The sequence below is a fragment of the Phaeobacter sp. B1627 genome, assembly GCF_006265095.1.
Taxonomy (GTDB): Bacteria; Pseudomonadota; Alphaproteobacteria; order Rhodobacterales; family Rhodobacteraceae; genus Epibacterium.
Genome location: NZ_VCNK01000033.1, coordinates 25,233 through 51,074, shown reverse-complemented (window position 1 = coordinate 51,074; position 25,842 = coordinate 25,233). Strand labels below are relative to the sequence as shown.

Genomic DNA, 25,842 nt, shown 5'->3' with positions numbered 1-25,842 from the left:
GCGCGCGTCGGGCGGTCTTTGACACATACCCAGAAAGAGGATCCCAATGCCGGGTCTCAGCTTCACGCTGCCGCATTGGCTGTATTGGGTCGGGCTGATCGTCTTCCCGATCGTGGCGATGGTGCTTTCGCGCCGTCCACAGCCAAAAGAGCGGCGCTACACTCTTGCGCTGGCCTATATGATTGCCGTCACCGGCGGCATCATCGGTCTGCATCGCTTCTATCTGAAAAACCTCCTCGGGATCGTCTATCTCCCGATCTTCCTGTTTGTGCTCTATGCCAATGGCCAGACCCATGACGCGCGGACCGTGCTGTCAAACCATGCCAACCAGATCCGCGTCGCGGAACGGGTGCTGGAGCGCGAGGTCGGCCGGGTCGAGGACGCCCGCGCCGGGCTGTCCGATCTGGAGGCCCGGGTGACGGCCGCCGAGGCAGGCTCCTTTGCGCAGAAGAGTGCGGAAAAGCGTCTGCAGCGGGCGCAGGACACCATTGAAAAGGGCGAGGCGCGGCTGATCGAGGCCCGCCAGACCATGGAGCAGGTGACACCGCTGCGCGATGCCGCCGCCGCCACACGGGCGTTCTGGCAAAATGCTGCGGCCTATGCGTTTTATGCCATCCTCATCCTGCTGGCGGTGGATCTGGTTCTGTTGCCGGGACTGGTGGCGCGGGCCAATGCCGCATTGCCCCCCCATGAGGAGATCAGCGAAGCCGAACAGGCGCTGCTGGCGGCCGAAGCGGCTGACCGGCCGAAACAGGATCACGAATACGCCGAGAACTGGATCGACCGCCTGTCGCTGTTCTGCGGCGAGTATGTCGCCTATTGGGCGGTGATCGCGGTCTTTGTCTACTACTACGAGGTGATCGCGCGCTATGTCTTCGGCTCGCCCACCAACTGGGCGCATGAGGCGATGTATCTGATGTTCGGGATGCAATATCTGATCTCCGGCTCCTACGCGATGATGACCGAGAGCCATGTGCGGGTAGACATCTTCTACGCGCCACTGTCGCGGCCGAAAAAGGCCTGGGTGGATTTGCTGACCTCGATCTTCTTCTTCATCTTTGCGGGCACTCTTCTTGTGACCTCGTGGATCTTTGCGATGGATGCCATTGCGGTGCCGTCGGGCAATGCGGTCATTTCCGCTTGGGCGCGCGATGAGATCGGGTTTGGCCAGATGATCGCGTCGTTGAACGCGGGACAATGGACCGATCCGAACGTCCGCTGGGGCGAAATCAGCTTTAATGAATGGGAGGTCCCGCTGTGGCCGATGAAATGGGTCATGGTGATGGGCGGGGTGCTGCTGGTGCTGCAAGGCGTATCGAAACTGTCGAAAGACATCCGTGAAATCGCACGGGGGAACTGAGCATGGGAATTGATATTGGTATCGAGCTTCTCACGCTCATTATGTTCGGCAGCCTTCTGGCGCTGTTGATGGCAGGTCTGCCGCTGGCCTTTGTGACCGGTGGTCTGGCCTGTGTGTTCCTGTTCGTACTGGGCGATGCGCGGGCGCTGAATATCGTGCCCAGCCGGATCTTTCCGCTGATGACGAACTATCAGCTCTCGGCGATCCCGCTGTTCATCTTCATGGCCGCCATGCTCGAGAGGGCAGGGATCATCAACGATATGTTCGATGTGATCTACAAGGTGCTTGGCGGCGTGAAGGGCGGGCTGGCCTCGGCCACGATCATTGCCTCGACGATCCTTGCGGCGATGGTCGGTGTGATCGGCGCGGCGGTGGTCACCATGGGCATCATCGCCCTGCCAGCGATGCTGAAGCGCCACTATGATCCGAAGATCGCGATGGGGTCGATCATGGCGGGCGGCACGCTCGGCATCCTGATCCCGCCGTCGATCCTGGCGATCATCTACGCGGTGGTGGCCGAGCAGTCGGTGGGCGAATTGTTCATCGGCGCGGTGATCCCGGGCCTGCTGCTGTCGGGGATGTATATCTTCTACGTCACCGCCCGCTGCTACATCAATCCCGACCTCGGCCCGGCGATCCCGGTGGAGGAACGTATCTCCAACCGTGAAAAGGCGCGGCTGGTCGGCAAGATGACAGCGCCGATCACCCTGGTCGTCGTGGTTCTCGGCATCATCTTTTCCGGCATCGCAACGCCGGTCGAGGCCGCGGGCATCGGCACCTTTGGCGCCTTTGTGGTGGCGGCAATCCATCGCAAGCTGGACTGGCCCACGGTGCGTGAGGCCTGCATCACCACGCTGAAGGCCTCGGCCATGGTGATCTGGATCATGTTCGGCGCGACGATCTTTGTCGGGCTCTATGTCCTGGAGGGCGGGCAGCAGTTCGTGCAGGACGCGCTGGCGGCAACCGGGCTAGGCCCCTGGGGGATCCTGATCCTGATGCAGATCCTGCTGGTGGTCCTTGGCATGTTCCTCGACTGGGTGGGGATCTTGCTGTTGTGCGTGCCGATCTTCGTGCCGATCATCAAGGCCCTCGGGGCGCAGGCCTTCGGGCTGGAAACACCAGAGGATCTGGTGCTGTGGTTCGGGGTGCTCTACCTCGTCAACATGCAGATGAGCTTTCTGTCGCCGCCCTTCGGCTATGCGTTGTTCTATCTGCGCGGGGTTGCCCCGCCGGAAATCCCGATGACCGATATCTTCAAGGCGGCGCTGCCGTTCCTGGGGCTGCAGATCTTCGGGCTGGTGCTGTGTATGGTCTTCCCGGAGATCATCACCTGGCTGCCGAGGCTGGTCTACGGCTGACCTGACCTGGGTGAGTTGACCGCGAAAGACAGGAGGGCGCATCCCGGGTGGGTGCGCCTTTTCCGTGGCCGCAGAAGATTTCAAAACCGGGGCTTCATTTCATGATTGACGTTTGCGACCGGTAAGTTAGAGAAGGCGCACATCACCTGTGGGGCAGGTTTCAGGCCGACGGGACAAAGGATGCCTCAATAGCTCAGCTGGTAGAGCAGGTCCTTCGTAAGGACAAGGTCGGGGGTTCGAGTCCCTCTTGAGGCACCACAAAACGCACTGAAGCGCAGCGGAATGCAGGGGGCACACGGCCTTGGCGCGGGGCGCGTCTCAATGGGCGATACGCAACAGATCCGACCCTAGGGCAGGTGAAACACCTCCTGCAGTTCGGCCCACCATTCCCCTTCCGCACGGCTCTGCAGAGGCGCCTGCATCGGGCCGCAGATCTTCCACCACTCCTGTGTCACCGGATCCTCGGCGATCGCGGCGGCGTCTGCCTCAAAATCCGTGCCGAGGTATTCCCAGTAGCTGAACATCAGCATCTCCGGCTCGCGCAGGAAGATGCTGTAGTTGGTAATATGGGACTCCCGGAGGCGCTGCAGGACCTGAGGCCAGACCTCGGCATGCAAACGCAGATACTCTGCGCGGTGTTCAGGCTTCAGGCCGATGACATGGGCCATGCGTTGCATGTTACTCTCCGATCTCCAGATCATAGGCGCGGATTGCTGTTCCAGCAAAAATATCGGCGCGCTCGGTCGCGCTGAGCGCGCTGCAGAGGTCCTGTGCGACCTCCAGCCAGCCAGCATAGGCCCCGGCCAACTCCAGCACCGGCCAATCGCTGCCCCACATCAGGCGGCTGGCACCGAACATGTCGAGCGCCTGGTCAAACACCTGCCGCAGCGTCGCCGACGACCAGCCGGGCCCGTATTCATTGGCCAGGCCGGACAGTTTGCAGGTGACCTGCGGATGTCTGGCGAGGGCGGCAAGGCCGTCACGCCACCCGGCGCCGGGGTCGGTGCCGACAAAGGCGGGCTTGGCGCAATGATCGACGATCAGCGGCAACTCAGGCACCGTCTCGGCCAGAACACCAAGCGCTTCCAGATGGCGCGGCGTCACCAGCGCGTCCATGCGCAGCCCCGCCGCAGCCACCTGACGCAAACCGGCCCGCACATCCGGTCGCAGGATCCAGTCGGTGTCGCCAATGTCCTGCAGCATCGGGCGAATGCCTTTCAGCCGGGGGTGGCGCAGCCGGGCCAGCTGACCCGTCACGTCGCCGGTCAGGTCCAGCCAGCCGACCACGCCGCGGATCAGCGGGTCCCGGTCGCTGAGGGACAGCAGAAACTCCGTCTCCTCCACCGTCGGCGCCGCCTGAACCGCGATGGTGCCGGTCACGCCCGCCGCCCGGGTGAGGGGGCGGAGATCGTCGGGCAGGATGTCCCGGCGGATGGCGGCGACGCTGTCATCCATCCAGGAGTAGTCGCCCCGGTCGATCCGCCAAAAATGCTGATGCGCGTCGATGATCACGGTTTTTCCTTGCAAGCTGAACTGTTCTAAATAATAACAAACCAAAAAGGGAGGGCCGTCAATGTCAAATCCAACGGTTGTGCAGTTCGGCACCAGTCGGTTCCTGCAGGCGCATGCGGATCTGTTCTTTGCCGAGTGCTGGCCGGATGCGCAGCCGGTGACCGTGGTGCAAAGCAGCGGAGACCCAAGCCGGGCAGGGCGGGTTCAGGCCCTGACCCGCGGCTATGACCTGCGCATCCGGGGCCTGCAGGCGGGCGCCCCGGTGGATCAGCTGAGACGGGTGTCGCCGATTGCGCGCGGTCTGTGCTTCGGGCCCGACATGGCAGAGGTCCAGAGGCTGGTGGCCGAGGAGGCGGATATGATCCTGTCGAACACGGCGGATGCAGGGTTTCGCCCCTGTGCGGCGGATGCGGGGCCGAAACTGGACCCTGCCATGTCCTATCCTGCCAAGCTGGCGCATCTGCTGCGGGGCCGGTTCGAAGCCGGGGCGCGGGGACTTCAGGTGATGCCGACCGAGCTGGTACGCAACAATGGCGACACTCTGCGCGGGCTGGTGCTGGACGCCGCCTCTGCCATGGACAGGGCCTATCGCGCCTGGCTGACGGAGGAGGTGGTCTGGGTCAATTCCCTCGTCGACCGTATCGTGTCGGAACCGCTGTACCCCGCCGGCGCCATTGCCGAACCCTATGCGCTCTGGGCGATGGAGGCGCAGCGCGGGTTGCAGGTTCCGTGCCCCCACCCGTCGATTGAGGTGGTGCCGGATCTGGGCGTGATCGAGCGGCGCAAACTGTTTGTGCTGAACCTCGGCCACAGCTGGATGGTGTCCACCTGGCTGGCGGCCGGACGGCAGGGCGCGGTCCATGTGCGGGATGTGATGGCCGATCCGGACTGGGCGCAGAAGTTGCGCAGGCTCTATGCCGAAGAGGTGGTGCCTGCCTTTGCCGCTGCGGGCGAGGAGGCAGGGCTGGCGGCCTATATCGACACCACGATGGAGCGGTTTGCGAACCCGTTTCTGGCGCACAGGCTGGAAGACATCGCGCAAAACCACACCGAGAAACTGCAGCGCCGGATCGGGGCCTTTCTGGCCTGGGCGGCGGATCATGGCGACAGGGGCGCAAAGCCCGGCTTGCACGCCGCGATGGAGGGCGACTGACGATGAAAACGAGACCCGTAGGCCGGACCGGGCTTGCCGTGACGGAGCTGTCCTTTGGCTGCGCGAGCATTGGTAACCTCTACCGAGAGGCGAGCGAAACAGACGTCGATGCGGTGCTGTCCTGCGCCTGGGACGCGGGGATCCGCTACTTTGACACCGCGCCGCATTATGGGCGTGGCCTGTCCGAACAGCGCCTTGGCCGGTTCCTGCGAGACCGCCCGGAGGCGGTGATTTCGACCAAGGTCGGACGAGTGCTGTCGCCCGCCCGTGCCCCCATCGCAGAGGCCGACGGCTTTGTCGCTCCGGCGCAGAATGACGTGCGCTACGACTACTCTGGCGAGGGCATCGAAGAGAGCTTTGAACAGAGCTGCGAGCGGCTGGGGCGCAGTCATCTGGAGATCCTCTATGTCCATGATATCGGGGAATATACCCATGGCGTCGCAGGCAACGCCGGGCACCGGGAGGCCTTTTTCGGTTCCGGCTATGCGCGGCTGGTGCGGCTGAAGGAGCAGGGCCGCATCCGCGCCTTTGGGCTGGGGGTGAACGAATGCGCGGTGTGTCTGGATGTACTGCGCAATGCGGGGCCGCTGGACGTGATTTTGCTGGCCGGGCGGCTGACGCTTCTGGACCGCGCGGCCGAGGCGGAGCTGGTGCCGGAATGCGCCGAGGCGGGCACCAGTCTGGTGCTGGGCGGCATCTTCAACTCCGGCATTCTGGCCACGGGTCCGGTGGCGGGGGCCACCTTCGACTATGGGCCGGCGTCGCCTGCGGTGTTGGAGCGGGTCGGAGCCCTGCAGCGCCAGTCCGAGGCCCTGGGCGTGCCCCTCGCCACGGCGGCGCTGCACTTCGCGATGCGGCATCCGGCGGCGGCGTCGGTCCTGTTGGGCACCGCGCGGCCGCAGTCACTGACCCGCAACCTGAAGGCGCTGCGGGCCAGTGTTCCTGCAGGGTTGGAGGCGCTGTTCGCCTGATCGCCCCTCCCCGTGTGCACCCGGTGATTGCCCCGTGAACACTCGGTGATCAAACTGGGATCACCTAGCCCAGATCGTGGTGCCGCAGCGAGGAGAGCAGCGTCGTCTTCGAGGTGCGCAGATGGCGCAGCGCTGCGGCCTGGGCGGCCTCGGAATCACGGGCCTCCAGCGCATCGATGATCGCGAGATGTTCGTCAATTGCGGCCGCGTTGCGGTGCTTTTCCTCGGTTTTGTCCCACATGTAGTGGTAGTGGAAAATCAGCGAGATCACCTTTTGGAACTCGGCGATGAAGCGGTTCTTCACCACTGAGTTGATGCAGCGATGGAACCGTTCGTCGAGCTTTGAGAACTCGTGAAAATCGGTATCGATCGCCTGTTTCAAGGCCAGGTGATCGGCCCGCAGCTGTGCCAGGGCGGCCCAGACCGGGTGGTCCACCGGCGCATCCGCCACCTGGGCCACGGCGTTGTGTTCCAGCACGGAGCGGAAATCGGACAGCTCTATGGCGAAATCCTTGGTGAAGCCGAGCAGCATCCATCCCCCCTGCGGCCGACGGGACACGAGGCCAAAGCGGCTGAGCCCGGCGAGGAATTCCTTGAGGTCGTGCTGGGCCACGTCGAAGGTGCGCGACAGCTCCGCCACCGACAGGGGCGTGTTGGCCGGCACGTCAAAGCGCAGCACCCAATCGAGGAATCTCTGTTCAAAATCACTCTTGTCGGCAGGCGCATCGGGCACCGCAATTCGGTCATCGGCCAGGGGCGCGCGCAGCAGGTGCTTGTCGCGGCCCTGCCATGAAATCAGCCCCAACTCCTCCATCCGGGCAAGACAGCGCCGGATCACCGTCCGGCTGACGCCTGCAATCTCGGCCAGCCGGGTTTCGGCGGGGATCGGAGCGGCGGTGGGCAGCGTTTCGCAATAGGCGAGGATCTGATTGTAGGCCTCCCGGTATCTGGTGTCGCTGCGCGCCATAAATCTGCCTTTCCTCATGCTCGCCCCAGCGGCGAATTCTGTATTTGTATATTATTATAAAAAACAATTGACAGGAATCAAGTGCATCCTGTTTATGTATTAAATAATTAAATGCAAGACTGCGAAAGGGAGGCGTATGTCACAAGCAATCAAACCCGCAACCGGGCGGGCACCGGCACCGCTTGCGGCCCTGATGCCGGACGCGGCCAGGATGCACCGCCTCTCTGCCTTGCTGACATTGTTGTTGCTGATTGCGGGGTTCTCGCTGGCGAGCCAGGCGTTTTTCTCGGTCAACAACGCGCTGACGGTGCTGCTTCAGACCTCGGTGATCGGCCTTTTGGGCATTGGCATGACGATGGTGATCATCACCGGAGGCATCGATCTGTCGGTCGGCTCGGTGCTGGCGCTGTCCGGGGTCGGCACCGCGATGGCGGTCAAGGCCGGGGTGCCGGTCGGGCTGGCGATGGGGCTGGGCGTGGTGATCGGGGCGGCCTGCGGTGCGATCAACGGTCTGGTGGTGACCCAGGCGAAGATTCCGCCCTTCGTGGCAACCCTGGGCATGATGCTGATGGCGCGGGGCCTGGCGCTGCAACTGACGGGGGCGGCGCCGATTTCACAACTGGGCGAGACCTTTGGACGTCTCGGCAACGGCGCCCTGTTCCGCATGGTTGAAATGCAGCCCAACGGCTTTCCCAAGGTGATCTTTCCCGGCATTCCCTATCCGGCGATCCTGCTGCTGGTGGTGGCGATTGCTGCGGCCTATATGCTGCGCCGTCGCCAGATCGGCCGTCATATCTACGCCACCGGCTCCAACGAGGAGGCGGCGCGATTGTCCGGCGTGCGCGTCGATCAGACCAAGCTCTATGCCTATGCGATGTCGGGCGCCCTGGCAGGGCTTGCGGGCAATGTGCTGATGTCGCGCCTTGTCACCGCCCAGCCGAGCGAGGGGGTGATGTATGAACTCGACGCTATCGCGGCGGCGGTCATTGGCGGCGCCTCCCTGTCGGGCGGCGTGGGCGCGGTCTCGGGCACCATGATCGGGGCCTTCATCATCGGCATCCTGCGCAACGGGCTCAACATGGCGGGGGTCTCCGCCTTTATCCAGCAGATCGTGATCGGCGCGGTGGTGATCGGCGCGGTCTGGATCGACCAGATGCGCAATCGCCGCTGACGGTGGCAAACAGGTTCGGCTCCGCAGAGGAGGGCGGGTCCGGACAGGCAAGACCGAAAGACTGACACAAACCAATATCTCTACAGAGGAGGAATGAGATGCGGTCCTTAAAACTTGGAATGCTTGCGTCCGTGATGGCCCTGTCGGCCGGGATGGCGCAGGCGGGTGAAATCGCGGTGATCGTGAAAACCACCAGCTCGAACTTCTGGCAGAACGTGAACAAGGGCGCGGAGGCGGCGATCGCGGGCCAGTCCGAGCACAGCTTCAGCTTTGACGGCCCGGCCACCGAAAGCGCGGTGGCGGATCAGGTCAACCTGGTGGAAAACGCCATCAACCGCGGCGTGGCGGGCATCGTGCTGGCGCCCTCCGACCCAGAGGCGCTGGCCCCGGTGGTGAAGCGGGCGTTTGAAAGCGCAATCCCGGTGGTGATCATCGACAGCGCCCTGGCTGACAGCGCCAAGGGCACCTACCAGGCCTTTCTGTCCACCGACAATTGCGCCGCAGGCGAGGAAGTCGCCAAGCGCATGATCGCCGAAGCAGGCACCGAGGGCAAAGTGGCAGTGATGTCCTATGTCGCCGGGGTCGGCTCCGAGATCGGCCGGGTGGGGTGCTTCTCCGACTATCTGACGGCGCATTCCAGCCTTGAGATCGTCGGCCCCTACTACTCCCAGAGCCAGATGGCATTGGCGTTGAACCAGACCACCGATATTCTGGCCTCGAACCCGGATCTGGTGGGCATCTTCGGGGCCAACGAACCCACCGCCGTGGGCATGGGCCGCGCCATCATGCAGGCGGGCAAGGCCGGTCAGCTGGTTGCGCTCGGTTTTGACGGCAACGCGGATCTGCAGCAATTCGTCCGCGACGGGCTGATGGCGGCCACGGCCGTGCAGGGCTCCTTTGCGATGGGCGAGATGGGCGTGACGACTGTCATGAACATCCTGTCGGGGGCGACGGTCGATCCGTTCATCAACACCGGCGTGGTGCTGGTGGATCAGGGCAATATCGATTCCGACAAGGCCCGCAACGTGCTCTACTGACCGCGTTTCTCCGGAGGGCGCCCCGTGATGCCCTCCGGTTCCCAATTCCCGATGACGGGCCCCCCGGACGGCCCCGACCACGACCCCGGCAGAAAGGCAGACCATGTCGCAGACCCCCTTGGTAGAGATGATCGGTATCGAAAAGCACTTTGGCGGGGTGCGGGCGGTGGATGGCGTCTCGCTCGATCTGTATCCCGGCGAGGTGGTGGGGGTGCTTGGCCATAACGGGGCCGGCAAATCCTGCCTGATGCGCATTCTGGCCGGTGCGATGATCCCCAACGCAGGCAGCATCCGGGTCAATGGCACGCCGATGCAGTTCAGCGATCCCAATGATGCCCGCGCGGCCGGGATCGAGACGATCTATCAGACGCTGGCGCTGGCTGACCATCTGGATGCGCCGTCGAACCTGTTTCTGGGCCGCGAGCTGAAGACGCGGTTCGGCAATCTCGATGATGCGCGGATGCTGGAGGAAAGCCGCAAGGTGCTGGCGCGCCTCAATCCGAATTTCAAGAACCTCACGGATCCGGTCTCGTCGCTGTCGGGCGGGCAGCGGCAGGTGATCGCGATTGCGCGGGCGATCTATTTCGACACCAGGGTGCTGATCATGGATGAACCCACCGCGGCCCTCGGCCCGTCGGAAACCGCGATGGTCGCAGATCTGATCCGCCAGTTGCAGGCCGAGGGCATCGGCATCCTGCTGGTCAGCCACGACATGCATGACGTCTTTGACCTCTGCAACCGGGTGGTGGTCATGAACAAGGGCCGCCTCGCGGGGGCGCATGGCATCGATGAGGTCACCAAGGACGATGTGCTGAGCCTGATCGTCAAGGGCGAGCTGCCCGCCGACTGGTCCGCCCGCACGCCGGAGGCGGCGCAATGAAGGATCGCGGACAGGACAGGATGACCTGCGGCGTCTGTGTGGAGCCGGGCACCTTTGCGCTGGACCTGCGCGCCCGGCCGCAGCAGGCCCCGGCGGGGCACCGTCTGGTTGATATTGCCGCCATCGGTATCTGCGGCACCGACTTTCATATCTTTGAGGGCAAGCATCCGTTTCTGAACTATCCGCGCGTCATCGGCCACGAGCTGTCAGGCTATCTGGCCGATGGTCCGGATGCGGGGCGGCTGGTGGTGGTGAACCCCTACCTGTCCTGCGGCAGCTGTCGCGCCTGCCGCCGTGGCAAGCCGAACTGCTGTCGGTCCATCGCGGTGCTGGGGGTGCATACCGATGGCGGCATGTGCGCCCGGATCGCGGTGCCGGAGGAGAACCTCTACCCGGCCGAAGGGCTGACCCCGGAACAGGCCGCAATGGTGGAGTTTCTCGCCATCGGCGCCCATGCGGTGGCGCGTTCGGGCTGCGGCGCGGGCGACCGGGTGCTGGTCACCGGCGCCGGTCCCATCGGGTTGGGCACCGCGCTGTTTGCCCGTATCGCCGGGGCGGAGGTACATCTGATGGACCTGAGCACAAAGCGCCTCGCGGCGGCGACCGACCTGTTCGGATTTGCCGCCACCCATCAGCCGGGCGACGACATCCTCAGCGGCGATCTGGCCGAGGGGTTTGACGTGGTGTTCGACGCCACCGGCAATGCAGACGCGATCGAGGCCGGTTTTCCGCTGGTGGCGCACGGCGGCATGACCGTTCTGGTCAGCGTGGTGAAGGAGAGCATCACCTTTGCCGATTCCGAATTCCACAAGCGCGAGAGCCAGATCATCGGCAGCCGTAACGCGCTGCGGGCGGATTTCGACCGGGTCATGGCGGCCATCCGTGCGGGCGAGGTGGCGACCGGCGCGCTTGCCTCTGCGGTGGTGCCGCTGGCGGATCTGCCGACGCAGTTTGCGGCCCTTGCCCATGACCGCGACCACCTGATCAAGGTGTTGGTGACACCGTGAAAGAGACACAGATGACCGACCAGCCCTTTGCGCTTTGCCTGCATGAGGCAGACAATGTCCTCGTCGCGCTGCGGGATATTCCCGACGGCACGCCCCTGCCCGGTGGCATCACCGCGCGCGCATCTGTCCCCGCGGGCCACAAGATCGCCCTGCGCGATGTGGCGGCGGGCGAGACGATCCTGAAATACGGCCAGATCATCGGCACCACCACCGCCCCCATCCCGGCGGGCGGTCACGTGCATGTGCACAACCTCGGCATGGGGGAGCACAAGCAGGATCACGCCTTTGGCGCGGCGGCGCGCCCCCTGCCAGAGCCGGAGGGAGAGGCCCGGTTTTTCGGCTATCACCGCCCCTCCGGGCGGGTGGGGACACGGAACTATCTCGGCATCCTGACCTCGGTCAATTGCGCCGGGTCGGTGGCGCGCTTCATCGCCGAAGCCGCCCAACGCGAGACCCTCCTGACGGCCTTTCCCAATGTCGATGGCATCGTGCCGATCGTGCATGGATCGGGCTGCGGCATGTCCGGCAAGGGCGAGGGCTATGACACCCTGTTCCGCACCCTTGCGGGCTACGGCCACAGCGCCAACTTCGGCGCGATCCTGATGGTCGGCCTTGGCTGTGAGGTGATGCAGATCCCCGATCTGATCGACCGCAAGGCGCTGAAGGACAGCGCCCGCTTCCGCTACATGACGATCCAGCACGAAGGCGGCACACGGGCGACCGTCGACAAGGGCCTGGGCCTGTTGCGAGAGCTGGCGGCAGAGGCGAACAAGGCCACCCGCGCGCCCGCCGCCGCCCGTCATCTGGTGCTGGGCATGCAATGCGGCGGCTCGGACGGATACTCCGGGATCACGGCGAACCCCGCACTTGGGGTGGCCTCGGATCTGCTGGTGCGCCACGGCGGCACCTCGATCCTGTCGGAAACCTCCGAGATCTACGGCGCCGAACACCTGCTGACGCGGCGCGCGGTGGATGCGGCCACGGGCCGAAAGCTGGTCGATCTGATCGATTGGTGGGAGGATTACACCGCCCGCAATTTCGGCGAGATGGACAACAACCCGTCGCCCGGCAACAAGCGCGGCGGGCTGACGACGATCCTGGAAAAATCGCTGGGGGCCGTGGCAAAGGGCGGCAGCGCGCCCCTGTCCGGCGTCTACAAATTCGCAGAACCCATTGATCGGGCGGGGTTTGTTTTCATGGACAGCCCCGGCTACGATCCCTGTTCGGTGACCGGGCAGACGGCCTCGGGGGCGAATCTCATCGCCTTTACCACCGGGCGCGGCAGCGTGTCGGGCTATCAGCCGGTGCCCTCGATCAAGATCGCCTCCAACCCGGATCTGTGGCGGCGGATGCAGGCGGATATGGATGTGAACTGCGGCGATATCCTCGACGGGGTCAGCCTGGAGGCCAAGGGGCAGGAGATCTTTGACCTGCTGCTGCGGGTGGCCTCGGGCGCGGAAACCAAGAGCGAGGCGCAGGGGTTTGGCGCGGTGGAATTCGTGCCCTGGCAAATCGGCGCGGTGATGTGAACACCGCGCGAAGGAGGAAGACATATGACCATTGATCTGAGCGGAAAACGGGTGCTGATCACTGCGGCGGCGCAGGGCATCGGCCGCGCCAGTGCCGAGGCCTTTGTGCGGGCCGGGGCCCGGGTGCTGGCCACCGATATCAACGAAGAGGCGCTGAGGGAGCTGGAGGGCTGTGACACCGCCCGGCTGGATGTGCTCGACGCAGCGTCGGTGGCGCAGGTCTGCGCCGGGGCGGGGCCGGTGGATGTGCTGTTCAACTGCGCGGGCATCGTCCATGGCGGCACCGTGCTGGACAGTACAGAGGCGGATCTGGACTTTGCCTATGATCTCAACGTCAAGGCGATGGTGCGGATGGTGCAGGCGGTCCTGCCGGGGATGCTGGCGCGCAAGTCGGGCGCGATCCTCAACATGTCCTCGGTGGCGTCGTCGGTGAAAGGGGTGCCCAACCGCTGTGTCTACTCGACCACAAAGGCCGCCGTTCTGGGCCTGACCAAATCCATCGCCGCCGATTATGTGGGCGAGGGCATCCGCTGCAACGCGATCTGCCCCGGCACCGTGCAGTCGCCCTCGCTCGATCAGCGGCTGGCAGAGACCGGCGATTATGATGCCGCCCGCACAGCCTTTATCGCGCGCCAGCCCATTGGCCGCATCGCCGACGCCGAAGAGATCGCCGATCTCGCCGTTTATCTGGCGGGCGCCACCTATACCACCGGCCAGGCCTGCTGCATTGACGGCGGCTGGAGCCTGTGACGGACGACTGAAGAGACCAGGGAAAGACATATTATGAAACTGCTTCGCTATGGCGCGCCGGGAGCCGAAAAACCGGGATTGCTGCACACAGATGGCACCATCCGGGACCTCTCCGGCCTGATTGACGATTTCTCCGGCGCGGCGCTGGCGCCCGACAGCCTGGCCGGGCTGGCCGGGGCGGATGCGGACGCGCTGCCGGTGGTGGAGGGCAATCCCCGCCTTGGCCCGCCGGTCGCCGGGACGGGCAAGTTCATCTGTATCGGCCTCAACTACGCCGACCATGCCGCCGAAAGCGGTCTCGATGTGCCGCCGGAGCCGGTGATCTTCATGAAGGCCAGCTCTGCCATCTGCGGTCCCAATGACCCGATCGTGATCCCGCGCGGCTCCACCAAGACGGATTGGGAGGTGGAGCTGGCGGTGATCATCGGCAAGCCTGCGAAATACGTCAGCGAAGCCGACGCGATGGGCCATGTCGCGGGCTATGCGATCACCAATGACGTCTCCGAACGGGCGTTCCAGACCGAGCGGGCCGGGCAATGGACCAAGGGCAAGAGCTGCGATAACTTCGGCCAGATCGGCCCCTGGCTGGTGACGCAGGACGAGGTGCCCGATCCGCAGAGCCTGGACATGTGGCTGACGGTCAACGGTGAAACGATGCAGAACGGCTCTTCCGGCACCATGGTCTATGGCGTGGCCTATCTGGTGCATTACCTGAGCCAGTTCATGACCCTGCACCCCGGCGACGTGATTTCGACCGGAACCCCGCCGGGCGTTGGCCTAGGCATGACACCGCCGCGCTTTCTCAAGGCGGGCGATGTGGTGGAACTGGGCATTGCGGGTCTTGGCCGCCAGCGTCAGGACGTCATCGCAGACGCATAATGACGTAGAATACAACGCCACAGGCGCCCATTCCCGGGCTCGCCTGTGGCGGATCATGAATCCGGGTCTGCCTGTGCCTGTGGCAGATTATGACTCTTCTTGCACGGGTTGCGCAGGCGTCACCGCATCGCGCACCAATCCCCCCTGTTTCGTCGGGGCTGTCTCCTGCGGATCGATCTCGCCCACAAGCTCTTGCAGCGCCAACAGGATTTTCTTCAGATTCTCACCGTTCCCGACGGGAAGACCTTCCTCCTCGGCGACGCTGATTTCCCGCGCGTCATATTCCCAGCGCCGCAGTATTTCAATTTTCTCCTCGCGGGCCAGCCGATCATCGGCCAGTATCTCTGCCGGTTCTGCATAGACGGAGGATGGATCCTGCAGTGCTTTTTCGCGGCGATCTTGGTCCATTTCGAATTCCTTTCATCCGGGTGGATCACGGTGTCTGTGCCAGGGTCTGTATCAGGGTCGCTGACGTGACTTTTTCGAGCGGGTCTTCAGCATCAACGCAGTGCCGGCGTCTTTGTTTCGCGAAATCTCGCTCCCGGAGCCGGCCGCAACCGAAATCACGCAGGCTGCGACCGGTCGGAGCGGGCCGGAGCGGGATCGATCCGGATCAAGTGCCGGGCCGCCCATCTGGGCTCCGCGTTCAAGTACATGCGCCGCTATGGCCGACCCCGGTTTTGACCCTTCGGCGGTTGTGTATACATTACATAATATTGCTTATGGGCCTTCTGTTTTGTAGCCGCACAGCTAAAATAGCACCGATGAGAAAATCAGGAATGGCACTCTGCCCTCAAAAATCAGTGAGGATGAGGATGGCATCAGGCTGTCGCGCAAACAGTGCCGCACTTTCCACCAGCCGCATCTGCGCCGAGAGTGTTTTGACGAGTTAATCCTGATCGACGGGCCAGACCGCCGAGGGTTCGAGGGTCGCTGCGATCCGTGCACCCTGCTCGCCTTTATGGTCTGCACATTGATGGAACTGCGCTTTGTGATCTCAGAAAGCGCGTTCAGCGACTTCGAGGCGCTGGAACGAATTTTGCTGAAGCATGCCTCCTCCTCGCCTTTTACGGCGATAAACACTCGGTGTTTCCGGTTCGCAAGTCCAATGCACATATCACAGGCATGACGCAATTCGGGCGTGCTCTGGCTGAGCTGAACATCGCGCCTCATCACATATGCTTCTGCACCAGCTTCTTCGCAGCTATGCTGATTTGCTCGATGGCGTCGGTTGAGATTTCCCGGTCCGGGTCAAAATAGTGGAAAATCGCGTTATCCTCCCGGTCGGCGACCTCCTGCAGTATGTGATTTACGTGCTGAAGCCGCAGATGCTCCGTATCTATCCCGTATGACCGCGCAGCATCGCGGAGTCTGACTGTGTCCTCTGCCAGGACTTGAACATCATACTCGCAATCCGCGAGCACCAACGGGCATTTAATTCCTTTAAGCATTTCAATGGGATCGATACGAATGAGCTCTCTCAAGAATGTCTTGGCGGGTTCCATAAGTGTGAATTCGTCGGGCAGTGGAGCGTCCGGGTTCGGTTCAAACAAAGCGTCGAGTAGCGCGTTGCGACGATCTTCCACCTCTGCGATCTCACCATCGCTGTAGCCCACATCACCGACCATCCACTCGAACTGAGATTGCAAAACGTCTTTGAGCGGCCTGCCCGGTGCGGCGATAAGAATTAGTCCGTCAACCGAAGGGTCATTGCTTGCAATATTCAATGCGATCAGCGCGCCAAGGCTATGTCCGACAATTAGTTTTGGCAAACCATTGCTGAGAGAAGATGCTGAGGTCCAAGCCTCCGACGCCTGGCTTTGAAGCTCTGAAAAACTGGGGGTGACGGTCGGATCCTGTGGCAATCGATCATAGCGCAAAGAAGCCAGCCCGGACAAAGCCAGTTGGTCCAGAAGCTGGCCGTAGCCAAGATGTTGATTGCCATGGCGGCCATGCATGTCAAATCTGCCCGACCCGCCGATAAAGAGCGCCTCTGCATAAGGGGCCTCGGGGGACACAAAAACCGCCTCCGTGTCCTTTGATCCGAATTGAACCGGACTGACCTTGAGCTGAGGTGGAAACTCATACTCAGCTTCGGTTGCGACTTCGGCAATGCTCCAGTCCGGGCAAGGGCTATCCGTTCGCACAAACGACACGCCAACCGCCGCAGGTTGAAGCTCTTGCAACACCCCATCTTCGAATAAAAACCGCTCGTTTATGTTGGATACCCAGTGAGCTCCGTCTCGCTCGAACACAAGTTCCAGGGTTCTGCAGGCATCAAACAGATAGCAGAGGAGGGAAAACGGCGCGGTGCCCCGGAAACCACTCCCTGGCTGTTGATGTCGTGAAAGGGCCGCAAACTGTCCGATCATGTTGCTCTCAAAAGCAAACTCAGCGCCTTGCATATCGGCCCCATTGAGCTTGTAGGAATTTCCGACATCATCCGAACCGCTTAAGTAAGCGGGGCGAAAATCAGCATCCATCAGCAAATTGCTCCTTCGGCGGTACCCGCGTTGATTGAGCTTCTTGACTTCCAGCAATTCAAGCCAGTTGGTGAGCGCCCATCCCCCCTCTTCACGCCTGCATAGGGTGTGGGTCGACCCTATGACCTCACCGTGAAATACGATATCAAATGCATCGTGTGACATGTGCACTCCAGTTTCTCAGCCTTGCATCCCTACACACGGATCAACCTAGCAGGTGACGCAACTAGAAGGCGAGTTGTAAATAGAGCAACGGAAACAAGAATTATGGAAACGCCCGCGAGCGCGATCAGGCCTGCAAAGGGCACTGAAACCTCGATCACCAAATTCAATCGGCTCCCGAATTTGCTCAAGAACACAGTGGCGAGGGAAACCCCCGCGCAGACGCTCGTGACTGTCAGAAATCCGACTTCAACTATCGTCTCCGCGACCAGGCGAGAGCGGCTCGCGCCTATCGTTAACGCCATACCGAATTGGCGCCGCCTTGACGCGATGCGCGAGAAGAAAAACAACAATGACAGCCCGAGCGCCAATCCCGCAGTGGTGAAAAAAACACTCCCATGGAAAAAATTATAGGCATTGCGTATATTTTGGGCATTCTCAGAAAGTTCGAGTGAATCCGAAACAGAAACAGCCGAAAAAGAGCCGAAGTGGTCATATATTTCATTTCTTGCAGCCATGATCTGATTTGGGTGGGCTGCCCGCACAATGAAAGCATTGATCGGGTCGTCCCGTGCCACATCGAAATTGCCGATTCGCTGGCGCAACGCCTTGCGCGAAAGGTAAACTCCGAGGTCGATGTTCTGTACTCCGATCCAGCCACGATCTGCAAATATCCCTATTATCTCAATTGGCTGGCCTCCAACCCGCAGCGTCGCGGGTAGTCTCATAGGGTCAACGCCCATGCGCCGCGCGGCCTCTGAACCCAAGACCGCCTGCGCTACCGAACTTGAAGCCGTCATGTCGGGCACGCGGCCTGCCTCAACCTGCAGTTTCATTACACTTATGTAGTCATGATCAATTCCATAGATGTCAGTCGGAAGCCGCTCTGCCCCGCCCGCAAGAACGGAAAATTGCCGAACAATTGCAGATGCTGCCGCGATCTCGGATGATTTGCGCAATTCAACGACATCTGACGAATATAGCCTAACCGGCCTTTCCCCCTCGAATCTCTCTGTAGAGACCTCCTCCACCACAAGCAAATCCGCAGCGATCTTATCGATTTGAAAGTCAACCTTTGCGTCTGTAGCAGCACCGACCATCAGGACGGCTACCACTGCGAAGGAGGAAAATACCAAGACTGCGGAGGTAAAAAAATTCCCCCAAAATCCGTGCTTTAGCCGAGCTGTGACAAGATCGAACAAATGTTGGGCCCCCAACTTCAAATACAACTTATGGAATATCTATGACGTCAACTCTTACTTGACAAAGAAATAATATGAGACTTAGGGTTTTAGTACAATAAGGCATTACTGCTAAAATTCAGGGGCACCGCTTTTGAATTTCACATTTGTATTGGAAAGGATTTTACCTCATGCTGCACACCGAACTAGCCAGCGACTCCCTCTCTTTTTGGAAGCTTGCTATGGACGCCTGCAAAGAGATGAATGAAAGCGGAGACGAGTGCGGAGCGATGGACCGTGACTCACTCTCAAGCTGGATTGAGAAGGAAAGCTCTGATCGAAATGTGACCCTTGACGAGGCGAAGCGAGACGCCCTGTTAGACACTCTAATCGCTTGGAATTCTCCTCAGATCAAAAAAGAGGAGCCCGACGACGGTTTGGTTCGTGAAGTCCTTCAAGCACAGTGCACACCTTGCCATGGCAGCGGCGGCGCGGTGGTAAATGCGGCGGCGGCCGTCAATGCTGTGGTGGGCGTAAATGTGGTTGCAGCAGTCAATGTCGTCGCGGTGGCCTTTGTTGCCGTTGTCGCGCATAACATGTTCCCTCTGAGTGAGGAAGAATATGAAGATTTAATCAACGACACCAAGGACACGCTATACAGCTTCTCGTAGTATAACGACCCTCAAATAAACGAAACCCATAGGGCAAAAACGCCTGAAATGGGGTTGTTTCGCAAAATATTTTCAACCTGGCGCCTTCAGTGCTGCGGGGGGATACTGTATGTCGAAAAACGCACCCATTCACTCCATTACGATACTGACAACCAACACCTGCACCGCAGCTTGCGCTCATTGCTGCATGAATTCTGGACCTAAAAGGCGTGGAAAATTAGACGCCGATAGCATAATTAGCACACTAGCGGGATTGGTAGAACACGGATCCCTGAATACTGTTGTTTTTGCAGGCGGTGAACCAACCCTCCTCAAGGAGGACCTGTTGACCGCCATTTCCGCCGCAAGCGACATGGGCCTGAACACCCGAATTGTAACAAACGCGTCCTGGGCCACAACGCCCGAAAAGGCACGCGAGAAACTCTCGCAGCTTCGCGCGGCCGGGCTGAGAGAATTGAACATCAGCGCGGACGATTATCATCTGCCGTTTATCGCCTTTGACCGGGTTAAAACACTTTGGTTCGCGGCCAAAGAATTCGATTTTTCGAGTGTCTTGATTGCGAATTGTGCGGGACCGAATTCCGTGATCACCCCTGAATGGATCAAGAATGAACTCGGTGAGGATCTCCCCACCCGGTTTGATGATGATGGAAATTCGCAAATAAGTGATACTGTTGAGGGCAAGACCTTCTACGGGTTATCAAACGCGAATATTCAGCGCGTTCGTTATGGCTTTGAAGAGGATGTTCAAAGTTGGGAGGTTGGGGATGCGGACCTGAACAGGCCCTGCCCCTATGCGGGGAGATCCATTTCCATGTCGCCTGATGGCCATCTCCTTGCCTGTTGCGGGTTTGAGTTTGACGCGGACTCTCCATTGCGCTTTGGCAGCGTTGAAGAACAACCGGTGGATGAAATCATCAGCGCAGCTTATGACGGTGTGATCCTGAACGCGATCGCATCGATTGGTCCGTTCGGGGTTATGAAGGTCGTGCAATCCGTGGCGCCGGAAGTGCCTTTTCGCGATGATTACAACTCGATTTGCGAGATTTGCTTTGACGTAACTCAGCGGCCGGACGCCAGGAAAGCGCTGATGCGGGCGACCCCCATTCTGGCGCGCTTCTTCATCGATCAACAGGTTGCAGCAGAATGAACGAAAATTTGGCATTGAACGTGGAGGAGCGCAGCCTTCCTGAATCTGATTTGCGCTGGCTGGCGTCCTTTGCCAATGCGTTGTCCAGCGTCGGCTATCAACCGACCATTGCCGCGCTGTTCCCGCTCTATCCTTGGCGGCAAGAGCTGCCTCGGCTTGCAAATATCCCAAGGCCTGCGCTCGCCGCCTGCGTTGACCTGTTCTTTCGCGGCAAGAAGGTGCCGATTGAGGAGCTCCCTGCAGGCATCAGGCCATTTCTACCGAAGCTGGCTGATCTAGGGATGTTGGTCATTTCCCCAAGCGGAGTTGCGTCAGCCGAGCGCTTTGTCTTGAATTGGAGCCATGGGGTCCTCCTCTGGCACGAGCGCCCCAGCGCAACCATGACGCTCTATTTCGGCCCGGAATCCGTGGCGCTTGGCCTGCGCATTGATCCCGAAGTTGGCTCCCGTGTACTCGACCTTTGTGCCGGACCAGGTTTTCAGACCTTGGTCGCTGCGCGCAAGGCGCGCGAAGTCGTGGCCGTTGAAATTAACCCAGCCGCCGCCGGACTGCTGACACTGAACGCTGCACTCAACCAGTTGACCAATATCAAAGTTATCTGTGCCGACCTCGTCGATGTTCAGCTCGAGGGGCGCTTCGACATGTTGATCGCCAATCCTCCGCTCGTTCCAATTCCGCAGGATATCTCTTATGTGTTATGCGGCGACGGGGGGCCCGACGGGCTTTGGGTAACCCGAAAGATCCTCGGGCGGCTGGATGATTGGTTAACAGAGACGGGACGCATCCATTTCGTGGGATATTCCTACGACACGAGCGCCTATGGGCCACTTGCGCAGGACCTCAGCAGCGCCTGTTCTGTCGACATGGATCTGCTCATGGTGGTTACCGGGACCTTTGATTGTGCGGAAGGCACCCCCGCTTTCGCCCAGCTCGTCTCAAGCCTGGTTATGCATGGCAAGGCGGACCGGCAAACCTCATCGGTGGAGATCAGCAATTACATCAAAGCGCATGACATAAAGTGGCTACATTGCTTTCACGTGTCTGGACAGCGGTCATCAGCCCCGCGCATTTCAGTTTTGGACTTCGGCCAGACCGACTACGGAGGCTGGTTTGCTTAAGATAGCTGTCATGGTTTTCAGCTCGGGCACGGCGGTCGCAATGTATTTTCTGGGCAGCAGCATTATGCAACCCGAAACCACGTTCGCCTCAGACGTCCCCATGCCCGCGCGCCCGGCTCTGAGCGCGGCCGTGCAGGAATATGCACCAAAACCACTCATACGGACCACCGCCAAGATCGCGGCTTTGGACCCGGTCCATGTCTGGCCCAGCATTGACGGGCGCATTATATCGGTGACTGCCGACGTAAACGAATTCGTCGAAAAGGGTGACGAACTGGCGCGGATAGACAGTGATACGCTGATGTTGGAGCTACGGGTGCTCCGTGCCCGGTTGACGGCCTCACGCCTCCAGACGAAGCGAAGTGAACTCGAAGTAGACATGCTGCGAAAACTGGCGGAGATGAATGCCTCCAGAATAGCCTCCCTGACCGCACGTCGTTCCGCGACGGTCTCTGATTTGGAGCTCGCACAGAGTGAGCTGAAGAGAGCAACCCAACTGGGCGATCTGGTACGAGAAAGTGAGCGCCGAAAATTGGCGGTCAATGTCGCGAAACTGGAGGCCGCGATCCAGGAAATCGATGCACAGGTCGCGACCGAACGCCTCGATGGGGAAGCGGCGAAACTCAACGCCATTGCCGGCACAATAGATGCCGAGACGAACCGCGCGAATGTCGAGGAACTTGAAATCCAACTGGAAGGCATCGAGGACGAGATCGAGAAATCGATCATCCGTGCACCCGCGAGCGGGTGGATTATGAAGCGTGACGTCGAAGAGGGTCAGATCGTTTGGGGAGAGCGCGAAAACAATATTCTTTTCACTCTGGTGCCTGACATCAAGAAGATCAGAATTATCGCCGCCGTCAACGAGATCGATGTCCTGAAGGTGCAAAGCGCAGCTGCGATCCTCTTCGCAGCCGACTCCTTGCCCGCGCGGCGACTGCAGGCGGAGTTGCTCTCCGTCAGCCCATTTGCAGCGGATCACAATTCCATCGTTTTGTATGACGCCGAACTGGTCGCCACCAATCCTGACGGAGCCTTGTTGCCTGGCATGTCGGCAATCGTTGACTTTTATGAGTTTCCCTTGCTCAGCAACGGTCTTTTTGTTCCTCAACTGGCTGTGTTTCGACAGGAGGATGGTCACTTCATAGTTGTGCAAGACAATGCGGATCAGGAAAATAAAATCGTTCCTGTGAAATGGGTAGGCAATTTCGGGGGCAGCTCAGTCATCCAATCCCCGGATGTACAACCCGGCGATATCGCTTTGATGATCGCTCAGAGCGAATTCGAAAGCTTGCTTCGGAAAAACATGTAAGGAAAGGATGAAAAGTGAAACACAAAAAACTGTCGATAACGTGGCGTCCCGTCGTTGCCGTATTGTCTGTCTATTTGCTCACTCTTGCGCCAGTGACTGCACAGAGTTCAAATTGTGATATGGGACAGCGGAGCGCATTTGAGATATTGTATGCGATCAGCGCAGAGGGTCCTGATCATGTCTACGAGAACTATGCGACAGAAGAGTTCAAAGAAAAAATGAAACGGAGCACATTCAACGGCGATATCAATGGCCTTCACAAGAGTGTTGGAACGCCAGATACAAACATGCGCCAGCTCACGCATACGAATAACATCCCCGAGCAGGAAACGAGCGGGAGCGTATGCCACTTTCGTTTCATTACCCCATATGAGGAAGTTATATTAGAAGAAGACATCTATCTGGAAGGCAGCACAGACTCCTGGGAACTGACCGGTCTGTTCTTTCGGGTCCACAATCCGCATTAATTCATAGGTTGCGCCAACAGATGGCTAATTCAAGGTCACAATCTTATCACAAGCGGCCGCGACCCGCGCATCGTGAGTGGCGATAATGACGCAAGAACGCTGTGACGCGCTCTCGACAAGGAGTCGTGTTACAATATCAGCATTCTTTGAATCCAATGCCGAGGTTGGTTCATCAGCAATAATAATTCTCGGTTGGCTACATAAGGCACGTGCGATTGCAGCTCGCTGGCGTTGCCCCGCAGATAGCTGTTCTGGTTTCCGTCGCTCGAGACCACTCAACCCCAATTCTTCGAGAATTATATTGGACCGTTCTAATGCTCTGGCTCTTGGTATACCTTGGTATAAAAGTGGAAGCCCAACATTATGCATGATCGTTAGCGCGGGGTCGAGGAGATGATCCTGAAATACAAAACCGATATTACTCAACCGCTGCTTCACGCGTGCGCGCTCCGAAAGCGATGCGGTATCTTGACCAAACAAAAGATACTCACCGGAATTTCCACTCTCTATCAAACCCAACACATTCAAAAGTGTAGACTTTCCGCTTCCGGAAGGGCCCATGATTGCGCAGGATTCTCCAATATCAAGATCGAGCGAAAAGTCATTAAAAACCACATTGGGACCTTCCTTTGTGTCCCAACTAAAGCTGACACCCTTCATCAGAATAGCATTTTCCATGACATTTAAACCAATTGGTGACGTGGCGAACAATTCCCCACTATCGCAAAGATGGCTATATAATGCAATTCGCTTCGAAGCAAGCGGAATTGCATTGCGCATCGGGATGCGACTCATCGCGGCAATAGGCAGCCTTATTTCAATCATTATGATCCAAAAGCTATTTGATTCGTTGACGATCGGATCCAGAGCGGAAGCGATCAATGCACTATGGACGCTCGCGGCAGTTGCCATATTTCTGCTCATTTTGAATTACTTGGCGGCTGTCCAACGTGCCGCATCATGCATGCGAATGGGACGGCAGCTGACATCGGAGCTTGTCCACTCGGTAGTATTCGGCGGTGGACAAAATATGCCCGTGGGAGAAATCACGAGCCGAATGCAGGACGTTTCTCAACTTCATATCGGCATAACGGACGCGGCAGTGCGAACCGTTACCGAGGTCCTATTCTTGGTCGCTGCAACCTTCTACGCGTTCAACCTCAATCCGCTTCTCACCGCATTGGCATGGATTGGCTTTCCAGTATCCTTTTACATTGCGCGCCTCAACGGACGTATGGTGCACGGCCCGACACAAAGAACACTACAACGACAGGCTGAGTATGTATCATTGCTGATTTCAGGGATCGAGAACCGGCAAGAGGCCGGGCATTTCGGAGGTGCCCGCTGGATTGAGCAAGCAATCATCAGGCGCCAAGAAGGACTTTTCCGGCGTCAATTTTCCATTCAGAAAATAGCAGCAAAATTCTCCAGCCTTGGCGCCGCAAATACCAAAGTTGTTGAAATTTCTGTATTGGTGATTGGAGCATTTTCAATCCTACAAGACAATCTGACCATCGGAGGGCTGATGGCGTTTTACTTGATGTTGTCACGGCTCACGAACCCCCTTACGTTGGTAGCAGGCTTGGCAGATGACTGGAAACGCGTTCAGATTTCCCTGCTGCGTGCGGAGCCCTTGTTGATGAAAACGGACGCACCGGTCACTGCGACTGAACACCTGAAACCTGAAATTTCACTGACTGCAACAGATTTGCTCATCTCACGGGGGCATAAAAACCCAATTCGCCTGAACGAATTTTCAATCTATGAAAACGAGATGATTTTTCTGAATGCTCCTGTTGGCTCCGGAAAGACTCGCCTGCTTCGAACTCTAGCAAAATACCCTCCTCCGATGAAGGGCGCCGTTTCCCACCCTCATTCACAGCCAGTTCTGTATCTCGGCTCCAGGCCCTTTTTAATGAAAGGCTCCCTTCGCTCAAATATTCTGCTTGGGCTCGATAAGAATGATATCGACATCATAAATATCGCTGAAAACCTGAACATTGCGCATATCCTTTCTGGGATTCCCTCTGGCTTGGATACGAGAATTAATGCTGACGGATCTGGAATTTCAGAAGGGCAACGTCAGATAGTTGGAGTTTTGCGTTGCTTTCTACGGGATCCCAAAGTGGTTTTGCTGGACGAAGCCACATCCCATCTTGATCAGGGAACAGAAGAAGGCTTGCACACGGCAATACTCGGCTGGGGCGGCGGCTTATCAACAATAGTCGCCTCTCATCGAGGTGCGCCCTTTCCGGGGTTCGGGGTCGAATATACTATACACGAGAGCGGCTTACTGGTACTCTGCCCCGCATCCAGTGACCGCAAAGTTCAGGAAAGAGAGGAATGAGGAACCTATGTTTTGGCTTAACCGATCAATACGTTTCCTTACCGGCGCCGGAGCAGCTTTGCTGCTTGTTTCAGGAATAGCGCTTTTTCTAATTGGACCTCTGAGAATAATACCGGTCCATTGGGATCTCACTGGATCCCCTGATTTATTCATGCCTGCTTGGGTTGGCCTGCTTGTGATGCCGCTCGCCCTTTTTCTGAGTGCAGCCCTACTCAGGTGGCGCAGCGACAAATTCATGGCTGCAGCAAAAAGAAACTATTACTTTGTAATTTTCGCAATCGCGGTTCTTTTCGTGGCGAACGGTTTTATCATCTTCAAGGCGATCTGACTGATTCCCATTTGTCACGCGGCGCAGACAGCTGTCGCATCCGTATCGC

25 protein-coding genes, 1 tRNA gene and 1 pseudogene are annotated in these 25,842 nt (G+C 59.4%); 20 read left to right on the top strand and 7 right to left on the bottom strand.

Annotation, left to right across the window (positions count from 1 at the left end; genetic code table 11):
- Nucleotides 1–46 precede the first annotated feature (46 nt).
- The 3 genes from FGE21_RS16455 to FGE21_RS16445 all read left to right on the top strand — a co-directional run bounded on the left by FGE21_RS16455 (nucleotide 47) and on the right by FGE21_RS16445 (nucleotide 2,976).
- Nucleotides 47–1,360, top strand: a complete 1,314-nt coding sequence (locus FGE21_RS16455) for a TRAP transporter small permease subunit (protein ID WP_139664512.1) — start codon at nucleotides 47–49, stop codon at nucleotides 1,358–1,360.
- Between the two features lie 2 nt (nucleotides 1,361–1,362).
- The gene (locus tag FGE21_RS16450) at nucleotides 1,363–2,718 is read left to right on the top strand and encodes a TRAP transporter large permease subunit (RefSeq protein ID WP_139664511.1); all 1,356 of its coding nucleotides are present in this window, start codon (nucleotides 1,363–1,365) and stop codon (nucleotides 2,716–2,718) included.
- 182 nt (nucleotides 2,719–2,900) lie between these two features.
- A tRNA-Thr gene (locus FGE21_RS16445) sits at nucleotides 2,901–2,976 on the top strand.
- Between the two features lie 89 nt (nucleotides 2,977–3,065).
- Here the strand turns inward: FGE21_RS16445 and FGE21_RS16440 are convergent.
- Both FGE21_RS16440 and FGE21_RS16435 read right to left on the bottom strand, forming a co-directional pair.
- The gene (locus FGE21_RS16440; protein WP_139664510.1) at nucleotides 3,066–3,395 is read right to left on the bottom strand and encodes an L-rhamnose mutarotase; all 330 of its coding nucleotides are present in this window, start codon (nucleotides 3,393–3,395) and stop codon (nucleotides 3,066–3,068) included.
- A 1-nt stretch (nucleotide 3,396) separates the two neighbouring features.
- Complete coding sequence (locus FGE21_RS16435) at nucleotides 3,397–4,230, bottom strand: amidohydrolase (RefSeq protein ID WP_139664509.1); 834 nt, start codon at nucleotides 4,228–4,230, stop codon at nucleotides 3,397–3,399.
- A 61-nt stretch (nucleotides 4,231–4,291) separates the two neighbouring features.
- Here FGE21_RS16435 and FGE21_RS16430 point away from each other — a divergent pair, with 61 nt between their 5' ends.
- Nucleotides 4,292–5,383, top strand: coding sequence for a mannitol dehydrogenase family protein (locus tag FGE21_RS16430; protein WP_139664508.1), 1,092 nt, complete (start codon nucleotides 4,292–4,294; stop codon nucleotides 5,381–5,383).
- A gap of 2 nt (nucleotides 5,384–5,385) precedes the next feature.
- Nucleotides 5,386–6,354 (top strand): aldo/keto reductase, encoded by a 969-nt coding sequence (locus FGE21_RS16425; protein WP_139664507.1) that lies wholly within the window; start codon nucleotides 5,386–5,388, stop codon nucleotides 6,352–6,354.
- Nucleotides 6,355–6,418: 64 nt separating this feature from the next.
- Here the strand turns inward: FGE21_RS16425 and FGE21_RS16420 are convergent, their stop codons facing one another.
- On the bottom strand, nucleotides 6,419–7,321 hold the full coding sequence (locus tag FGE21_RS16420; protein WP_139664506.1) for a GntR family transcriptional regulator: 903 nt from the start codon (nucleotides 7,319–7,321) through the stop codon (nucleotides 6,419–6,421).
- A gap of 136 nt (nucleotides 7,322–7,457) precedes the next feature.
- Here FGE21_RS16420 and FGE21_RS16415 point away from each other — a divergent pair, with 136 nt between their 5' ends.
- The 7 genes from FGE21_RS16415 to FGE21_RS16385 all read left to right on the top strand — a co-directional run bounded on the left by FGE21_RS16415 (nucleotide 7,458) and on the right by FGE21_RS16385 (nucleotide 14,574).
- The gene (locus FGE21_RS16415; protein ID WP_218062785.1) at nucleotides 7,458–8,492 is read left to right on the top strand and encodes an ABC transporter permease; all 1,035 of its coding nucleotides are present in this window, start codon (nucleotides 7,458–7,460) and stop codon (nucleotides 8,490–8,492) included.
- Between the two features lie 98 nt (nucleotides 8,493–8,590).
- On the top strand, nucleotides 8,591–9,529 hold the full coding sequence (locus tag FGE21_RS16410) for an ABC transporter substrate-binding protein (protein WP_139664505.1): 939 nt from the start codon (nucleotides 8,591–8,593) through the stop codon (nucleotides 9,527–9,529).
- A 103-nt stretch (nucleotides 9,530–9,632) separates the two neighbouring features.
- Entirely contained in the window at nucleotides 9,633–10,409 is a 777-nt protein-coding gene (locus FGE21_RS16405) for an ATP-binding cassette domain-containing protein (protein ID WP_218062784.1), read from the top strand.
- Nucleotides 10,406–11,416 carry a zinc-binding alcohol dehydrogenase family protein gene (locus FGE21_RS16400; protein ID WP_255731631.1) on the top strand — a complete coding sequence of 337 codons (1,011 nt, stop codon included), beginning with the start codon at nucleotides 10,406–10,408 and terminating at the stop codon, nucleotides 11,414–11,416. Before FGE21_RS16405 ends, FGE21_RS16400 begins: the two co-directional genes overlap by 4 nt.
- An 11-nt stretch (nucleotides 11,417–11,427) precedes the next feature.
- A complete protein-coding gene (locus tag FGE21_RS16395) occupies nucleotides 11,428–12,945 on the top strand; it encodes a UxaA family hydrolase (RefSeq protein WP_139664504.1) in 1,518 nt (505 codons plus the stop codon).
- 24 nt (nucleotides 12,946–12,969) lie between these two features.
- Nucleotides 12,970–13,695, top strand: a complete 726-nt coding sequence (locus FGE21_RS16390; RefSeq protein WP_139664503.1) for an SDR family oxidoreductase — start codon at nucleotides 12,970–12,972, stop codon at nucleotides 13,693–13,695.
- Between the two features lie 33 nt (nucleotides 13,696–13,728).
- Nucleotides 13,729–14,574 carry a fumarylacetoacetate hydrolase family protein gene (locus FGE21_RS16385; RefSeq protein ID WP_139664502.1) on the top strand — a complete coding sequence of 282 codons (846 nt, stop codon included), beginning with the start codon at nucleotides 13,729–13,731 and terminating at the stop codon, nucleotides 14,572–14,574.
- A gap of 87 nt (nucleotides 14,575–14,661) precedes the next feature.
- Here FGE21_RS16385 and FGE21_RS16380 read toward each other — a convergent pair whose 3' ends face one another.
- Nucleotides 14,662–14,982 (bottom strand): hypothetical protein, encoded by a 321-nt coding sequence (locus FGE21_RS16380; protein ID WP_139664501.1) that lies wholly within the window; start codon nucleotides 14,980–14,982, stop codon nucleotides 14,662–14,664.
- A 403-nt stretch (nucleotides 14,983–15,385) separates the two neighbouring features.
- On the opposite strand from FGE21_RS16380, the pseudogene FGE21_RS20480 reads away from it, so the two are divergent.
- A pseudogene (locus FGE21_RS20480) lies at nucleotides 15,386–15,738 on the top strand (ISNCY family transposase); the annotation flags it as partial.
- Nucleotides 15,739–15,746: 8 nt separating this feature from the next.
- Here FGE21_RS20480 and FGE21_RS16375 read toward each other — a convergent pair.
- Entirely contained in the window at nucleotides 15,747–17,222 is a 1,476-nt protein-coding gene (locus FGE21_RS16375) for an alpha/beta fold hydrolase (protein WP_139664500.1), read from the bottom strand.
- Between the two features lie 29 nt (nucleotides 17,223–17,251).
- Complete coding sequence (locus FGE21_RS16370; protein ID WP_139664499.1) at nucleotides 17,252–18,421, bottom strand: ABC transporter permease; 1,170 nt, start codon at nucleotides 18,419–18,421, stop codon at nucleotides 17,252–17,254.
- A gap of 170 nt (nucleotides 18,422–18,591) precedes the next feature.
- On the opposite strand from FGE21_RS16370, the gene FGE21_RS16365 reads away from it, so the two are divergent.
- The 5 genes from FGE21_RS16365 (at nucleotide 18,592) to FGE21_RS16345 (ending at nucleotide 23,118) form a co-directional block, all read left to right on the top strand.
- Nucleotides 18,592–19,071 carry a hypothetical protein gene (locus FGE21_RS16365; protein WP_139664498.1) on the top strand — a complete coding sequence of 160 codons (480 nt, stop codon included), beginning with the start codon at nucleotides 18,592–18,594 and terminating at the stop codon, nucleotides 19,069–19,071.
- Between the two features lie 109 nt (nucleotides 19,072–19,180).
- On the top strand, nucleotides 19,181–20,221 hold the full coding sequence (locus FGE21_RS16360; protein WP_139664497.1) for a radical SAM/SPASM domain-containing protein: 1,041 nt from the start codon (nucleotides 19,181–19,183) through the stop codon (nucleotides 20,219–20,221).
- Nucleotides 20,218–21,339: a methyltransferase gene (locus FGE21_RS16355; protein ID WP_139664496.1), complete on the top strand. Its 1,122-nt coding sequence runs from the start codon at nucleotides 20,218–20,220 to the stop codon at nucleotides 21,337–21,339. Before FGE21_RS16360 ends, FGE21_RS16355 begins: the two co-directional genes overlap by 4 nt.
- Before the next feature lie 10 nt (nucleotides 21,340–21,349).
- The gene (locus FGE21_RS16350) at nucleotides 21,350–22,651 is read left to right on the top strand and encodes an efflux RND transporter periplasmic adaptor subunit (protein ID WP_139664495.1); all 1,302 of its coding nucleotides are present in this window, start codon (nucleotides 21,350–21,352) and stop codon (nucleotides 22,649–22,651) included.
- Between the two features lie 14 nt (nucleotides 22,652–22,665).
- Nucleotides 22,666–23,118, top strand: coding sequence for a hypothetical protein (locus FGE21_RS16345; protein ID WP_139664494.1), 453 nt, complete (start codon nucleotides 22,666–22,668; stop codon nucleotides 23,116–23,118).
- A gap of 24 nt (nucleotides 23,119–23,142) precedes the next feature.
- Here FGE21_RS16345 and FGE21_RS16340 read toward each other — a convergent pair whose 3' ends face one another.
- On the bottom strand, nucleotides 23,143–24,030 hold the full coding sequence (locus tag FGE21_RS16340; protein WP_255731630.1) for an ABC transporter ATP-binding protein: 888 nt from the start codon (nucleotides 24,028–24,030) through the stop codon (nucleotides 23,143–23,145).
- Between FGE21_RS16340 and FGE21_RS16335 the strand changes: the two genes are divergently transcribed.
- Together FGE21_RS16335 and FGE21_RS16330 are read left to right on the top strand one after the other, a co-directional pair.
- Nucleotides 23,945–25,465: an ABC transporter ATP-binding protein gene (locus FGE21_RS16335; protein ID WP_255731629.1), complete on the top strand. Its 1,521-nt coding sequence runs from the start codon at nucleotides 23,945–23,947 to the stop codon at nucleotides 25,463–25,465. The two genes, FGE21_RS16340 and FGE21_RS16335, sit on opposite strands and share 86 nt — an antisense overlap.
- 7 nt (nucleotides 25,466–25,472) lie before the next feature.
- The gene (locus FGE21_RS16330; RefSeq protein ID WP_139664491.1) at nucleotides 25,473–25,793 is read left to right on the top strand and encodes a DUF1648 domain-containing protein; all 321 of its coding nucleotides are present in this window, start codon (nucleotides 25,473–25,475) and stop codon (nucleotides 25,791–25,793) included.
- Nucleotides 25,794–25,842 lie beyond the last annotated feature (49 nt).

Excerpts from the sequence above, each read along its gene's own strand:
- FGE21_RS16455 (WP_139664512.1), top strand. The coding sequence starts at position 47 with ATGCCGGGTCTCAGCTTCACGCTGCCGCATTGGCTGTATTGGGTCGGG.
- FGE21_RS16450 (WP_139664511.1), top strand. The coding sequence starts at position 1,363 with ATGGGAATTGATATTGGTATCGAGCTTCTCACGCTCATTATGTTCGGC.
- FGE21_RS16440 (WP_139664510.1), bottom strand. The coding sequence starts at position 3,395 with ATGCAACGCATGGCCCATGTCATCGGCCTGAAGCCTGAACACCGCGCA.
- FGE21_RS16430 (WP_139664508.1), top strand. The coding sequence starts at position 4,292 with ATGTCAAATCCAACGGTTGTGCAGTTCGGCACCAGTCGGTTCCTGCAG.
- FGE21_RS16425 (WP_139664507.1), top strand. The coding sequence starts at position 5,386 with ATGAAAACGAGACCCGTAGGCCGGACCGGGCTTGCCGTGACGGAGCTG.
- FGE21_RS16420 (WP_139664506.1), bottom strand. The coding sequence starts at position 7,321 with ATGGCGCGCAGCGACACCAGATACCGGGAGGCCTACAATCAGATCCTC.
- FGE21_RS16415 (WP_218062785.1), top strand. The coding sequence starts at position 7,458 with ATGTCACAAGCAATCAAACCCGCAACCGGGCGGGCACCGGCACCGCTT.
- FGE21_RS16410 (WP_139664505.1), top strand. The coding sequence starts at position 8,591 with ATGCGGTCCTTAAAACTTGGAATGCTTGCGTCCGTGATGGCCCTGTCG.
- FGE21_RS16405 (WP_218062784.1), top strand. The coding sequence starts at position 9,633 with ATGTCGCAGACCCCCTTGGTAGAGATGATCGGTATCGAAAAGCACTTT.
- FGE21_RS16400 (WP_255731631.1), top strand. The coding sequence starts at position 10,406 with ATGAAGGATCGCGGACAGGACAGGATGACCTGCGGCGTCTGTGTGGAG.
- FGE21_RS16395 (WP_139664504.1), top strand. The coding sequence starts at position 11,428 with ATGACCGACCAGCCCTTTGCGCTTTGCCTGCATGAGGCAGACAATGTC.
- FGE21_RS16390 (WP_139664503.1), top strand. The coding sequence starts at position 12,970 with ATGACCATTGATCTGAGCGGAAAACGGGTGCTGATCACTGCGGCGGCG.
- FGE21_RS16385 (WP_139664502.1), top strand. The coding sequence starts at position 13,729 with ATGAAACTGCTTCGCTATGGCGCGCCGGGAGCCGAAAAACCGGGATTG.
- FGE21_RS16380 (WP_139664501.1), bottom strand. The coding sequence starts at position 14,982 with ATGGACCAAGATCGCCGCGAAAAAGCACTGCAGGATCCATCCTCCGTC.
- FGE21_RS16375 (WP_139664500.1), bottom strand. The coding sequence starts at position 17,222 with ATGTCACACGATGCATTTGATATCGTATTTCACGGTGAGGTCATAGGG.
- FGE21_RS16365 (WP_139664498.1), top strand. The coding sequence starts at position 18,592 with ATGCTGCACACCGAACTAGCCAGCGACTCCCTCTCTTTTTGGAAGCTT.
- FGE21_RS16360 (WP_139664497.1), top strand. The coding sequence starts at position 19,181 with ATGTCGAAAAACGCACCCATTCACTCCATTACGATACTGACAACCAAC.
- FGE21_RS16355 (WP_139664496.1), top strand. The coding sequence starts at position 20,218 with ATGAACGAAAATTTGGCATTGAACGTGGAGGAGCGCAGCCTTCCTGAA.
- FGE21_RS16350 (WP_139664495.1), top strand. The coding sequence starts at position 21,350 with ATGGTTTTCAGCTCGGGCACGGCGGTCGCAATGTATTTTCTGGGCAGC.
- FGE21_RS16335 (WP_255731629.1), top strand. The coding sequence starts at position 23,945 with ATGATCCAAAAGCTATTTGATTCGTTGACGATCGGATCCAGAGCGGAA.
- FGE21_RS16340 (WP_255731630.1), bottom strand. The coding sequence starts at position 24,030 with ATGGCAACTGCCGCGAGCGTCCATAGTGCATTGATCGCTTCCGCTCTG.
- FGE21_RS16330 (WP_139664491.1), top strand. The coding sequence starts at position 25,473 with ATGTTTTGGCTTAACCGATCAATACGTTTCCTTACCGGCGCCGGAGCA.